The 14,222-nt window shown below is 45.0% G+C and carries 10 protein-coding genes; 3 read left to right on the forward strand and 7 right to left on the reverse strand.

The genetic code is table 11. The features are described 5' to 3' along the window. Window positions 1-7 precede the first annotated feature (7 nt). Window positions 8-1,339 carry an RIP metalloprotease RseP gene (gene rseP / locus DW039_RS01475; RefSeq protein ID WP_005826988.1) on the forward strand — a complete coding sequence of 444 codons (1,332 nt, stop codon included), beginning with the start codon at window positions 8-10 and terminating at the stop codon, window positions 1,337-1,339. Between the two features lie 132 nt (window positions 1,340-1,471). Here rseP and DW039_RS01480 read toward each other — a convergent pair whose 3' ends face one another. Next, window positions 1,472-2,371 carry a diaminopimelate dehydrogenase gene (locus DW039_RS01480; RefSeq protein WP_022401162.1) on the reverse strand — a complete coding sequence of 300 codons (900 nt, stop codon included), beginning with the start codon at window positions 2,369-2,371 and terminating at the stop codon, window positions 1,472-1,474. 195 nt (window positions 2,372-2,566) lie between these two features. On the opposite strand from DW039_RS01480, the gene ruvA reads away from it, so the two are divergent. Together ruvA and DW039_RS01495 are read left to right on the forward strand one after the other, a co-directional pair. Further along, a complete protein-coding gene (gene ruvA, locus DW039_RS01490) occupies window positions 2,567-3,169 on the forward strand; it encodes a Holliday junction branch migration protein RuvA (RefSeq protein ID WP_005833022.1) in 603 nt (200 codons plus the stop codon). A 23-nt stretch (window positions 3,170-3,192) separates the two neighbouring features. Then, the gene (locus tag DW039_RS01495) at window positions 3,193-4,185 is read left to right on the forward strand and encodes a DUF3843 family protein (protein ID WP_035449080.1); all 993 of its coding nucleotides are present in this window, start codon (window positions 3,193-3,195) and stop codon (window positions 4,183-4,185) included. 195 nt (window positions 4,186-4,380) lie between these two features. Here DW039_RS01495 and DW039_RS01500 read toward each other — a convergent pair whose 3' ends face one another. The 6 genes from DW039_RS01500 to DW039_RS01525 all read right to left on the reverse strand — a co-directional run bounded on the left by DW039_RS01500 (window position 4,381) and on the right by DW039_RS01525 (window position 14,192). After that, window positions 4,381-5,544 carry a Xaa-Pro peptidase family protein gene (locus DW039_RS01500; RefSeq protein ID WP_005827001.1) on the reverse strand — a complete coding sequence of 388 codons (1,164 nt, stop codon included), beginning with the start codon at window positions 5,542-5,544 and terminating at the stop codon, window positions 4,381-4,383. A gap of 138 nt (window positions 5,545-5,682) precedes the next feature. Further along, complete coding sequence (gene gdhA / locus DW039_RS01505) at window positions 5,683-7,020, reverse strand: NADP-specific glutamate dehydrogenase (RefSeq protein ID WP_008665157.1); 1,338 nt, start codon at window positions 7,018-7,020, stop codon at window positions 5,683-5,685. Window positions 7,021-7,398: 378 nt separating this feature from the next. Beyond that, entirely contained in the window at window positions 7,399-9,546 is a 2,148-nt protein-coding gene (locus DW039_RS01510; RefSeq protein ID WP_008665155.1) for a glycoside hydrolase family 97 protein, read from the reverse strand. A gap of 3 nt (window positions 9,547-9,549) precedes the next feature. Then, the gene (locus tag DW039_RS01515; RefSeq protein ID WP_008665154.1) at window positions 9,550-10,887 is read right to left on the reverse strand and encodes an alpha-amylase family glycosyl hydrolase; all 1,338 of its coding nucleotides are present in this window, start codon (window positions 10,885-10,887) and stop codon (window positions 9,550-9,552) included. A 310-nt stretch (window positions 10,888-11,197) separates the two neighbouring features. Beyond that, window positions 11,198-12,376 carry a hypothetical protein gene (locus DW039_RS01520; protein ID WP_057097532.1) on the reverse strand — a complete coding sequence of 393 codons (1,179 nt, stop codon included), beginning with the start codon at window positions 12,374-12,376 and terminating at the stop codon, window positions 11,198-11,200. Between the two features lie 22 nt (window positions 12,377-12,398). After that, entirely contained in the window at window positions 12,399-14,192 is a 1,794-nt protein-coding gene (locus DW039_RS01525; protein ID WP_119992891.1) for a RagB/SusD family nutrient uptake outer membrane protein, read from the reverse strand. Window positions 14,193-14,222: the final 30 nt, after the last annotated feature.

A 14,222-nucleotide genomic window follows, 5' to 3' on the forward strand; every position in this document is an offset into this window, starting at 1 on the left:
TAATTAGATGGAAACATTCTTGATTCGTGCCCTGCAACTCATTATGAGCCTCTCGTTGCTCGTTATTGTTCATGAGGGGGGGCACTTCCTTTTTGCGCGTCTGTTCAAGACGCGGGTAGAAAAGTTCTGCTTATTCTTTGACCCTTGGTTCACATTATTCAAGTTCAAGCCCAAACACAGTGACACGGAATATGGTATCGGGTGGCTACCCTTAGGTGGTTATGTAAAAATAGCAGGTATGATAGACGAATCTATGGATACCGAACAGATGAAGCAACCCATGCAGCCATGGGAGTTCCGTGCCAAGCCGGCATGGCAGCGCCTGCTAATTATGGTAGGCGGTGTATTGTTCAACTTCCTGCTCGCATTGTTCATCTATTCCATGATACTCTTTACTTGGGGCGACGAATATATACCAGTACAAAAAGCCCCATTGGGTATGGATTTTAACGAAACAGCCAAAGCCATAGGCTTCCGCGACGGCGATATCCTAATATCTGCCGACGGGGTACCATTCGAACGCTATGACGGCGACCTGCTGACCAGTATTGTCGATGCCCGCCAGGTAAGCGTATTGCGTGACGGGGAAGCTGCTTCAGTCTACATCCCCGAAGACATGATGAACCGCTTGCTGGCAGACAGCGTGCGTTTCGCCAGTTTCCGTTTCCCTTATGTAGTCGACAGCCTGATTGTAGGATACCCTGCCGCTTCCGCCGGTCTGCAAGTAGGTGACAGCATCACCCACTTGGATGGAAAGTCAATAGCCTACTACGACTTCAAAGAAGAGATGCTGAAGCGCAAGAAAGCCAATGCATCCCATGAGGTAACCTTGACATACGTCCGTAACGGTGTGACAGACACCTTGAGCATGATGACCAATGCCGACTATGAAATAGGCGTAGCAGCACGTACGGCAACCGACAAACTGCTGCCCGTTGTCCGCAAGGAATACAGTTTCCTTTCCTCTTTCCCTGCCGGCGTATCTTTGGGGGTAAAGACTCTGAAAGGCTACGTAGGCCAGATGAAATATCTCTTCTCCAAGGAAGGAGCCAAGCAACTCGGAGGTTTCGGAACCATCGGCAGTATTTTCCCCGCCACGTGGGACTGGCACCAGTTCTGGTACATGACGGCATTCCTCTCCATCATCCTTGCCTTTATGAATATTCTGCCCATCCCCGCACTGGACGGCGGACACGTGTTATTCCTCATTTACGAAATCATTGCACGCCGCAAGCCCAGCGACAAGTTTATGGAACGTGCGCAGATGGTGGGCATGTTCCTCTTGTTCGGTTTGCTGATTTGGGCAAACTTCAACGATATACTGAGGTATTTCTTTTAAAGAACAAGACATAAAAAAACGCATCATCCATTCGCAGTAGAACGGATGATGCATTTACATCAAACAGATGATGTGTTCGGGGCAAGCAGACGATGCGTTTGAGCCAAACACATCATCTGTTTTTTCTGTGTCTTATACCAAATGGCCGATCCACTCTTCGCGGTCGCCCGGAAGCAGGTCTATTACCGGAACTTCAACCATTGTATAGCAACCCGGCTGCTGACGCATAGCGGCACGCGCCACACATACCAGCACTTGTGCCGTGAGGGCAGGATTGTTAATACGCATGTTGAACTCAAATAGCTGGTTCTGCGTCTTGCCGGACACACCCTTACGGGTCAAGTTTACCCCATGACCCATATCGAGCAGTGCATCCACACTCGGAACCAATTTTACATGTGTTTCGTCATTCACGAAGTACGGGTCGGCTTTGATGGCTGCAGCCACCTTATCAAATTCGTAACCATCCTTCAACTCAATGTACACCATACGACGGTGAATGCCGGTTCCTGTAGGAATAGTCATGGAAAGAGCGGCTTTCACACCTTCGATGGCCTTTACAGCCACGGTATGTCCCATGCTCATGCCCGGACCAAAATTAGTATAGGTAATGCCTTTCGGAGCAATGGCTTCCAGCATGGTGCGGACAATGGAGTCACTACCCGGGTCCCAGCCGGCAGAAATGATGGATACCGTATTATGCTTTTTAGCCTCTGCATCCAGTGTGCGGCGCAAGGCAGTGATACCCGTATGGATATCGAAACTGTCCACAGTATGAATGCCTAAAGCAAGGATCTCCTTTGCATACTCTTCCACTTTGCGGGTAGGCGTACAAAGGATAGCAACATCCACGCCTTTCAGTTCCTTGATATTCTTCACAACGGGATATGCACTCAGTTCCGCAGGACAGTTTTCAGCTCCGGCACGGCGTACTACACCGGCAATTTCGAAATCGGGAGCTGCTTGCAGGGCTTCGAGCACATAATGCCCGATATTACCATAGCCAACGATGGCTGCTCTTACTTTTTTCATTCTTTTTATGAATTTATTTATCAGTTTTCTACTTTATCGGCGCAAAAGTAAGCATTTTAATTTATTATATCGGCAGAACTCCCTGCTGTTTCACACAGTTTTTCTTTTTTTAGTGAGTGAAAGTCCAATAATAATTCATACATTCGCAGATGATATGTACGCAAGGCACATTTGGGGCCAACAAGCAAAAGAATTATGATAGAATACATCAGAGGCGGAATTGCCGAACTAAGTCCGGCAACCGCAATAATAGACTGCAACGGACTGGGATACGGCGTCAATATTTCATTGAATACGTATGCCGCCATCCAGGGCAAGAAAGAATGCAAACTATATATATACGAAGCTATCCGTGAAGACGCCTATGTCCTCTACGGGTTCGCTGACAAGCAGGAACGCGAACTATTCCTGTTGCTCATCTCCGTTTCAGGCATCGGCGGAAATACAGCTCGCATGATTCTCTCGGCACTCTCGCCATCCGAACTGATAAATGTCATCAGCACGGAAAACGCCACTCTACTGAAAACAGTCAAGGGTATCGGGCTGAAAACAGCCCAACGGATAATTGTGGATTTAAAAGACAAAATCAAGACCGGCAGCGTTGTAGCCGGCAACGCAGGGACCATAGGTACACTGGTATCGGCAGCCAACGCACAAGTACAAGAAGAAGCCGTAGCCGCCCTTACCATGCTGGGCTTTGCACAAGCCCCCTCACAAAAAGTAGTGCTTGCCATTTTGAAGGAAGAACCAAGCGCACCGGTGGAACAAGTCATCAAATTGGCATTAAAAAGACTATAATATTTATCTAAAACAAACAAATCATGACAACAATCAACATGCAATATTGGTTGGGGGCCAATGAACGCACCCACGTACTGCCAACGGACAAATGGTACCTCGACTTTGCCACAAGCATCCTGCCCCTCGTCAAGACCTCTCCCTTGTTCAACAAGGAAGACCTGCGTACCCAAATTGACGCAGCCATCTCCCTCGGCATGTACTTTCAAGATGCCATTGCCCAAAGCGGAGGCTGGAAACTTTTCTCCGAAGCCTTTCAAGGAGTATACGGAACTTACCTGCCGTTCTATCCACTGGGTGACGATTATACGCCCGATGAAATAAATCAGGAAGACATTGCATTCGTACTGTGGACATTGAAATCACAATTTAGTATTTTTGACAAGGAATACACCTTGTTCAGTCCTTATGACAAAGACCTGCTTGCATTAAGCCAAAGCGCCTATGAACTGATGGATGCACGTTTCGAAGAAGCTCCCATCAGCGAGGGAGAATCTTCCTTCCTTTGGGTAATGGGACTTGATTTACTGGATATGCCCATTACTCCGCTGCCGGAAGTCACTCCGGAAACCAAACTGAGTAAAGATGCCGCCCGCTGTCTGGAATACAGCCAGGGGAAACCGCTGCTATACTTCACCGATTACAAGGAGCTTTGCACTTTCTTTGTCGATGTCTTGGGATGGGAAAACAAACGGTCCGCACTATTGCCCGACCTGGAATACCAAAAAGAGTTCGTGATTTATGCCAACGCCAAAGGTATGCTCGTAGCCCACAACGTGGCCGCCTATTTCTGTGAAGAACATAACCCGATGTACGATGCCAAACGCGCTGCTGCAGAGGGTTACAAGATGTTCTGCCAACCCGGAGAGTGTCCGTTCGACCTGCTGAAATACGGAATGGCCAAAGGAATTCTACCCGATGTGGAACTTCCCTTCCTGAAAGGAAAAGAAACACTGCATCAATATTGGGACTTTATAGCCCGCTACTACTTATGTGAATATTATGAAGGCGAGTAACCATTCCGGCATAAAGCCCAAACGGAGCAACAAGGCCAAGCCAACCGGAAAACGGATTGGTAAATCCAAACCTTCGAAAGCGAATAATCAGCTTAACAGAAGGGTAAAATAATTGAAAATGGATAATGGAAAAATAAACAGTGCAGCGTATTTATTGAAACCGCATGGCAATTTTCCATTATCCATTATCAATTTTCAAAGTTCCACAATCTCTTCCTTACACAACGTCAGTTTCTCCACTCCTTCCGCTGTTACAACCCAAGAGTTTTCGATACCGACGGGACCAATGCCTGGCAAAACAATCTTCGGTTCCAAAGCAAAGACCATGCCCGGTTCCAGCTCCTGCTTCATGCGTGGAGCCAGCACCGGCATTTCATTGATTTCCAGTCCGATGCCATGACCGATAAACTTGGCTTTTTGAGTGGCTCCCATAAAGTTGTCGGCAAAGCCCGCTTTGGTGACAATATCGATAGCGAGATTGTAAAGGTCCTCACAAACAGCACCCGGTTTCGCTTTTTCTACAACAGCCTCTTGTATGTCCAGGCAAACCTGATGGGCAACATATGCCTTTTCCGGCAGCTTTCCGATAGAGAATACACGGCTCATGTCTCCCATATAGCCATAGAAGTTACCCCCCATATCGACCATAAAGCTCTGGCCGGGCTGCAACAGTGCACCGTTCACACTGATAGGCAGTGACGGATCAAGTCCCTCGCCTCCCAGAGCAAAATCATAGGGGGCAGGCGCAGTAGCATTATCTCCTGCCAGCAGACTTCCCATAAAAATCTCCATACTTTGTCCGAAGGTACGGAAAATACCCAGACAACCTTCCAAACGCATCAGGCGCTCTATTTCGATGGATAACTGGCGGTCTGTCATTCCTGGTCTATAAACCGAGGGTATTTGTTCGTAGGCCTTGGCATGTGCAATGCCGGAACGACGGAACATCTCAATCTCTATTTCAGTCTTGACACTTCGGGCCTTCCGGATAAGGGCCGTACCACAAGGAAGCACCTCCGTTTCAGGGAAACACGCTGCCAAACGGTTATATTCCGTAAAAGACAACTCATCCCCCTCCAGCATCAACCTGGCAGGTATGGGCAAACCACATTCCTTTAGTAAGTCAGGCAGTTGTTCCGGTTTACGGATAGGATGGATATGTTCCCCTTCAATATTGTTGGGACGTTTGATGAATAAACGGGCGGGAGCATTCAACGGCAGATACAAGTAACCGCTGACGACACGTCCATACGTATAGATTAAGTTTACATTACAAGCGATAAGAGCGGCATCAATCTCTTGTTGAGCCATGAGAGAGCGTATTTTATCACGTCTCAGTTTCAATTCAGGTAGTAACATCTCTTTGTCATTTATGGTTTCTCGGATACAAAGATACAACTTTTTTAATTGAGAATAAAAAAAGTACTGCCCGATACCTTCACAGGCGTAGAGCAGCACAAACCACAAATACAAATACAACTAAACAAAGTTTCTCTCTTAGATAATTCCCTGACCCATCATGGCATGAGCCACCTTCATGAAACCGGCGATATTCGCTCCCTTCACGTAGTTGATGTAGCCATCAGGTTCTGTCCCATATTTTACGCATTGAGCATGAATTCCGTGCATGATGGCGTGGAGTTTTTCATCCACTTCGGCTGCACTCCAGCTGAGGTGCATGGCGTTCTGCGACATTTCCAGTCCGCTGGTAGCCACACCACCTGCATTGACAGCCTTACCCGGTGCATACATAATCTTATTTTCAATAAAAAGGTCGATAGCTTCGGGCGTACATCCCATATTGGAGATTTCGCCTACACATGTCACCTTGTTGTCAATGAGGTGTTGTGCATCTTCGCCGTTCAGCTCGTTCTGGGTAGCGCAAGGCAGAGCGATGTCCGCTTTCACTTCCCACGGGCGTTTGCCTGCTACGAAAGTAGAGCCGGGGAATTCGTCGGCATACGGTGCTACGATATCGTTGCCCGATGACCGGAGTTCCAGCATATAATCTATCTTTTCGCCACTGATACCGTTCGGGTCGTAGATGTAACCGTCGGGACCGGAGATGGTAACCACCTTGGCACCCAATTCGGTAGCCTTGGTAGCAGCACCCCAAGCCACATTTCCAAAACCGGAGATAGCCACGGTCTTGCCCTTGATGTCAATGCCTTTTGTTTGTAACATTTGGTTTACGAAATACAAGCCGCCGAATCCTGTTGCTTCGGGACGAATCAGCGAACCGCCAAATTCCAATCCTTTACCGGTAAATGTGCCCGTAAATTCGCGAGTCAACTTCTTATACATACCGAACATATAGCCCACTTCGCGACCGCCTACACCGATATCACCGGCAGGAACATCCATATCCGGACCGAGGTGACGCCACAATTCCAGCATGAAGGCCTGACAGAAACGCATGATTTCAGCATCGCTCTTTCCGCGCGGAGAGAAGTCGGAACCACCCTTACCACCGCCCATAGGCAATGTAGTCAAAGCATTCTTGAAAGTCTGCTCAAATCCCAGGAATTTGAGGATAGAAAGATTTACGGAAGCATGGAAACGAATACCGCCTTTGTACGGGCCAATGGCATTGTTGAACTGCACACGATAGCCGAGGTTCGTCTGAACTTCACCCTTATCATCCACCCACGTTACACGGAAAGTAAAGATACGGTCAGGTTCAACCAGACGTTCTATAATTTTCGCTTTCTCGAACTCAGGATGTTGGTTATAGATATCTTCGATGGAAAGAAGAACTTCCTTTACGGCTTGAAGATACTCAGACTCGCCGGGGTGCTTTGCCTCTAAAGAGGCCATGATACGTTCGATATTCATAATATTACGTTTTAAAGGTTATTACCTTGTTGACTTCACGCTATTCAAACAAAATGTCAATGAATAACACCGCAAATATAAGAAAACTTTTCAAAACAGCTAAATTTTACGGTTATATTTTGATTAAAGAATGATAAAATGTCAAATCCCCGGCATTCTCTATTCATACCTAAATGGTCTATTCTTTTCCTATTCTGTCAACAATTCGCCATAACGGCATAAATATAGAAAAAATTATAATAAAGAAAATAAGAAATGACGAATAATTTACGAAAAAAGACACAATCCTCACGGACTATGCCTTTCCAATTGCTAACTTTAATTCTTAAATGCTTGTATTAAATCCGCAACATAATAATTACTATGTACGGACAAGCTTCATAATTTCTTCAATCCTTTTACCTCTTCTTTTGTTGCTTCTCGAACACTGATAGCCACCCCTCCACTACTTGCCAGAGGTTGACGCAGCACACTCTTTGACGTTACTATGCCACGACGGATGTCATAGCTCTGCGGATTATCTTTCCAGTCTGCATCCCGACCATCTGCATAAACGGTAACAATATATTTCCTTCCTTCGGGTAAGAAAGAGAAAGGAATAGTTGCCGTACGAGGATGTTCGTCGGTAATAGCACCTACATACCACTCTTGTTTTCCTTTGGCTTGACGAGCCACTGTGATATAATCACCCGGTTCGGCTTCCAGATACCAAGAATTGCTCCAATCCACCGCTACATCCTTAATAAATTGAAACGCATCGGGAAAACGGCGATAATTATCCGGCAGGTCTGCTGCCATCTGTAACGGAGAGGGCATCGTTACATATAGAGCCAATTGTTTTACCAATGTAGTACCCGCCTGACCTTTAGGTTTCGAACCATTATAATACGAAAGTTTTGTCTGGAAAATACCAGGAGTGTAATCCATCGGACCACCCTTCAACCGAGTAAACGGCAAGATACAAGTATGATCCGGATCATTGCCCCCCATAGATTCAAACTCACCACCACGGGCAGATTCTTGCGCTACCCAGTTGGGCCAGGTACGGCACAAGCCGGTGGGACGAACAGCCTCGTGACTATCTACCATAATCTTATAATCAGCAGCACGCTTCACCACATGTATATAATGATTGTTCATCCATTGTGAGGAATGATATTCACTACGGGGAATGATTGAGCCCACATATCCGGTCTTTACAGAATTATAGCCATTATCTACCATAAATTGAAAGGCTACATCCAGCTGCCGCTCATAGTCGGCAGCATTAGCAGCCGTCTCATGATGCATGATAATCTTTACTCCCTTTGATTTGGCATAGGCATGTAGTACCGCAACATCAAAGTCCGGATAAGGTTTGTCAAAAAGGAACTGACGATCCTTACGATAGGATGCCCAATCTTCCCAACCTTCATTCCAGCCCTCAACCAATACCGCATCAATACCATTCTCCGCCGCAAAGTCTATGTACTCTTTCACATGTTCAGTATTGGCCGGATGATGTCCATTAGGAGTTAACTTTGAATAGTCGGTTATGCCGGGTTTAGCCTTATAATAGTCGCTATATGCCCATGTACCTCCTCCACCAGTAAACATCTCCCACCAGACACCGATAAATTTCTGTGGCTTAATCCAAGAAGTATCTTCCAGCTTACAAGGTTCATTCAGATTAAGAATCAACTGAGAAGCAAGGATGCTACGTGCATCGTCACTAACCATAATTGTACGCCACGGGGTATGCAACGGTAATTGCAGATATCCTTTCTTTCCTAATTTATCGGGAGTAAGATGAGCAGAAAAGTTAAACTCTTTATCATCCACATTCAGCAACATGGCAGAATAATCTACCAAGGCAGCTTCATGAATATTGATATAAAGTCCTTCGGTAGTCTTTATCATAAGGGGTGTTTGTACTGTGAATGAAGTCGCTTTAGCTTCATATCCTTTTTTACGTAGATTACGTTCCATAGCTTCGCGCACTTCGGAAATGGCCGCAGTAGTATAGGCAAACTCATTCGTATCATAATCACCGGGAATGCAATAGAGTGTATGATTACCGGTCAGATTGAATTCCGTCAGTTCGTCTTTTACCGTCAGATAATTCATGGTTTTCTGCTCCGGCAACTCATAACGGAATCCGAGTCCATCGTCAAACAATCGAAAACGTACAATCATCATACGGTCGTGCTTTGCCGGTTGTGAGAGAGTGACAGTAAGTTCATTGTAATGGTTACGGACTTTTTCATACTCTCCCCATACAGGCATCCAAGTTTCATCAAAAGTAGAATTTGTTGCATCAAGAATCCGGAAGCCATTTGACAAATCCGCTTCTTCCATAAGTATTCCCAAGGCAGAAGGTTCTACAACCGGCTCTCCTTTGTAATATAAGCTATAGACCGGCCCCCCCTCGGAATCAAGCACAACATTGAGTTTCAGATTCCCATTGGGAGATGACAATTCGTGTGCCATCGCCACACAAGCAATTCCCAGAAATACAACTGTTAATAATACATGTTTCATATACATCCGTTATTGTTGATATATAAAATATTGATAAGGTTCCATCGTCATTACTGTAGGCAACTCCACATCCACACCGGCAATCACATCGGTCATGGTCTTGCCAGCATGCTCCATAGGTACTTTCACTTGTACAGACTCATTGGCAGTATTCACCATGACCAACATGCCATGACTGCCTGCTGCCCGATAAAATGAAGCGACATCTCCGGTAGTATAAACTTCCAGTTCACCACCACGTACACTGCTCGTAGCTTTATAGGCTCTGATGATTTCTGCCATCTCTTGCGCAAAGACTTCATTGGACTTCAAGTCTATAACTCCGTAATTGAAAAAGTTAAGTGACCGCGGATAGGCTACTTCCTGCGAACTATAAATAAGAGGTATCCCCTCGAGCATAGTCGTCAATACAAAAGCAGACATGGCACCACGCTCACCGCCATAACATTCTATCGGTGAAGCCTCACTTGCCTGGTCATGATTAGTAGAATAGCGTAACCGTAACGTACCCTTCGGCATTCCCTCCAATTCGGAAGTATTCATAGCATAAAGGTCAGTAAGTGAGCATTTACCGGCATAATAGTCTTTCAGTTTACTATGGAAGTTCCAGCCGTAGAGCAGATTGAAACCATTGTTCATTAAAGACGTTTTTCCGCCTTCGGCAAGCATCAGCAAATTATTGTCAAGTGTACGGAGCTCGGCGATTGCTTTCTTCCAGAAAGCATCTGGTACCCCCTCGGCATAATCACAACGGTATCCATCAATACCAATTTCTGTTACCCAATACTTCATGGCATCAATCATGGCTTGCTGCATGGTTTCGTTGTCAAAATTCAAGTCAGCAACATCCGCCCAAGGCTGTTCTTGAGGTTGTACCACATTGCCATTTGCATCCTGTGTATACCAATCCGGATGCTCAGTCACCCAAGCATTGTCCCACGAAGTATGGTTGGCAACCCAGTCAAGAATCACTTTCATTCCTTTGGCATGGGCAGCATCTACCAGTTCTTTCAAGTCTTTTTTTGTTCCGTAACGTGTATTCAGCTTTTTATAATCCTTTATACAATAAGGTGAATTCACACTTTTCAGTACTCCCGGCTCATTTACAGGCATCAGCCAAAGCACGGTAGTCCCCAGACTTTGAATACGGTCAAGCTCTGCTTTGATGGCAGAGAACGCATTTTCTTCGGCAAAAATGCGGGGATTTGCCTCATAAATCACCATATCCGAAGCCATGTATTCTTCCTGTGGGACGGGAATCGGTTCCATGTCACTCTGACTATCACTACACCCCATACAAGAATGTAGCATCGTAAAGAGCAGTGTCGCAATTATTACTTTTTTCATATTTCTACTTTTTATCTATACTTATACTCATTGGCGGAACTGATATCTGCAAAAGGAGCATCCAAACTCTCCAGTAATGGGCATTGGCAGAAAAGATACTAAGCCTTAATACTAAAAATCCCGGAAGCCAATACTAAAAAACAAAAGAGCTAAGAGATAACTTCTTCCCAAGGCTTGGTTTTTCTATCCCAAGACTTGGGATAGAAAAACCAAGCCTTGGGACATATATCCGCAAGATTGAAAAGAGATATCCTATCCCCAATCTCATTCCACCAATAGGTCATTTAACATCTTCATTACTATACAAAACTCATTTCAAGAAATTATTCTGATTAGAAACAAAAGCCGCTTCAGATTCCGGTTCAGAGTCTCCGTCCGGATTGTTAGGGTCAATCTCCTCACCAGCTATGTCCGTAATACGGAAATAATAATCTCGATCAAGCGTCACTGCTGCGAGGTCAAATTGTGAGCCTCCATTGTTATTATTCATTATCAGATTGTAAGTCAATCCCTTATTTGCTTCACCTGTATCGTAATAATTATACGTGACACCTTTTATCTCAACACTACCGGTTGGTAATATTCCTGGCCAACTGCCAAAGAGTTCCGGTATATCATTTCCCCACGCGTATATGGTTGTTTCTGCCCATCCGGACTGGTCTTCAATAAAAATGGTATAACCATCATGGATGACCACTGCATCCGGATCTATTTCCGTCCAACCGCTTTCTGTGATTTCCAAATATATGTCACGGTCAAGAGTAAAGTTCTGTGGTCCATCAAATTGTGAACCTACTCCATTATCGTTAAATATCAAATTGTAAACCAATCCCTTATTTGCTTCACCTGTATCGAAGTATTTATAGGTAATTCCTTTTATCTCAACGCTACCAGTAGGTGAAATACCGGGCCAACCTCCAAAAAGTTCCGGCAAATCATTTCCCCACGCATAAAGTGACAGTACATCCCAACCTGTATTGTCCATCACGAACACAGCATAACCGTCATGGGTCACTTCACTTGGGTCTTCCGGCTCCTCAAAATAAGCATTCCAGCGGGTTACCGTTATATCAGTGCGAGTACCTACCTTAGCCGAAATTTGATGTAAAGCATCCTCATTCTGCAAAGTACGCTCTATACCTTGTGTCTTAGAAACGAAATAAAAGCCATCGGCAAGTGTCTTTCCATTAACAAAATCTTCCGGATAGAGGTATATGCCCCATTTAACATCATTGTTTGCAGCTTTCTCCATCTGCCACTTAAGGTCTCCGGAAGCAGCATCCTGACCTCCATTGAAATCGCCTGCAATATAAATTATTTCATCGGCACCAGTTCCTTGGGGCATAATCACCTCCAGCAAAATAGCATCGCTACGAAGTTCAAATTGCGGCAACTCATGGTCAAACACAATTTCCTCCTTGTCACAACTACTGATGAAAGCTACAAAAAGCAACAAAAGCCATAGCGGATTACATATATATTTTTTCATTGTTACTATTATTATAGGATGATTAATAATTAGGATTCTGTACCAGTCCCGGATTTACCATAAGGGCAGACTGGGGCAAGGGATACCACTCGTATTTGCGGTCACGTTTAGCCGGATAGCTTAAACCGTCGTCCGTGGCACGGCCAAAGAACCACCATTGCCCTTGCGTAAACTTATCGAAACGACGCAAGTCTGTACGACGACGACGCCCCTCTCCCAAGAATTCAAGTCCCCATTCACTCAACATCCAATCCATATCAAAGGATGTAAAACCAGGACCGGGCTGTTCGAGAGCCGATTTATCTGTAAAATAGCGTGTTTTAACTCTATATACCAGCTCTTTAGCACCTTCTGTATCACCTGCACGCATTTTACATTCAGCAAGAGTATAGACCACTTCACTCAAACGGAATTCCACCTCATCGATGTTTTGGAAATCAATGCCTGCACTCTCCGGATAAACCGGATATCTTACCAAACGGACACCTGAATTCGTTTCACCCCAGCGAGGTGACATGACAGTCTCCAGATTACGTCCTAAATTAAGGAATGTACCCACTTGATCCACATAAACCAAATCCTGACCGTCACGGTCGGCATCTGCTTTCAAAGCCGCACCCTTACCATAGTTGGCTTTAATAGCCCCTTTCAAAAAAATGCCTTGATAGTTTCCTGTTGTTTCATTATACACATAGTTCTGCTTACGGATATCTTTATCGTGGAAACGTTCATAAACTGCACCTAACTTATCACCGTAGTCGGTAAGAAAGCTCTTAGGATTGTCAGTACCACCATACGGCTGTACATTTCCAGAATTATCCCATGAAGGTGCCAAACATACACAATTCCATCCGCTCTGGCTGTATGTACCTCCAAAGTAATCCCAACAATTGTAAGGCATGAAAGGCATGTTACGCATCCAACCGGTATTGACCTGACCGACTTCCATCGCCAATGCCATTACAACTTCCGGACATTCTACATTGTTTATCGAATAAATATCACGATAGTCATCGGTAATACTGTAAGTACCATAATCGCCATTCAGAATATTTTGGCAAAGAGTGGCACACTCATTATAACTGTTTTGTTTGATAAACACCTCAGAATTCAGCAACAAGCGCATCTTAATCATACGATTGGCAGCTTGGTTCATGCGGTTACGAGTCTTTCCAGAACCATCTTCTTTCATAAGATCTGTAACTGACTCATCCAATTCCTGACTGATAAAATCGTAGATAATCTTGCACCCCTTATCAAAATCAGTATCTGCAGAACCAGGGATTTCCGCACCCGAAGAAATGTTCAAGGGAAGTGCTCCACCCCAAATCTCAAAGATATTGTAGTATGCCCAAGCACGCAGGGTACGTACTTCGGCAATATAACTATTCAAAGCATCCTCAGTCATGCGTATAGATGCGGGGCTGATTGCCTGCAAATCTGTAATAAGCGTATTGCAAAGCCCAATAGTAGTCCACGCATTCTCCCAAGTTTGGCGAATAATGGTTGATTCTGACGTCCAGGTATGTGAAGACAAAGCAAACTTCAATGCCTCATCCCATCCCCAAAGTCCACCGTTCCAACTGCGCCATGCCACCTGGTCGGCAGAAAACTCCTGCAAATACCAGAAGTATTCCAAATAACTATATGCAGCTTTTGAATAGATGGCTGCCACTGCCCCCTGAACACTCGTCTCATCTTGATAATAAATTCCGGCATCCACACGATCGAACACTTCCTCGTCCAAATTAGTACAAGAGAAAAGTGAACATGACATAATCATCGCCAATAACCAACGACATTTTATATATTTCATATCTTTCATATTTTTAATAATTTGTTTCTC

The sequence above is a fragment of the Bacteroides sp. AF39-16AC genome (assembly GCF_003602735.1).
GTDB classification, from domain to species: Bacteria; Bacteroidota; Bacteroidia; order Bacteroidales; family Bacteroidaceae; genus Bacteroides; species Bacteroides uniformis.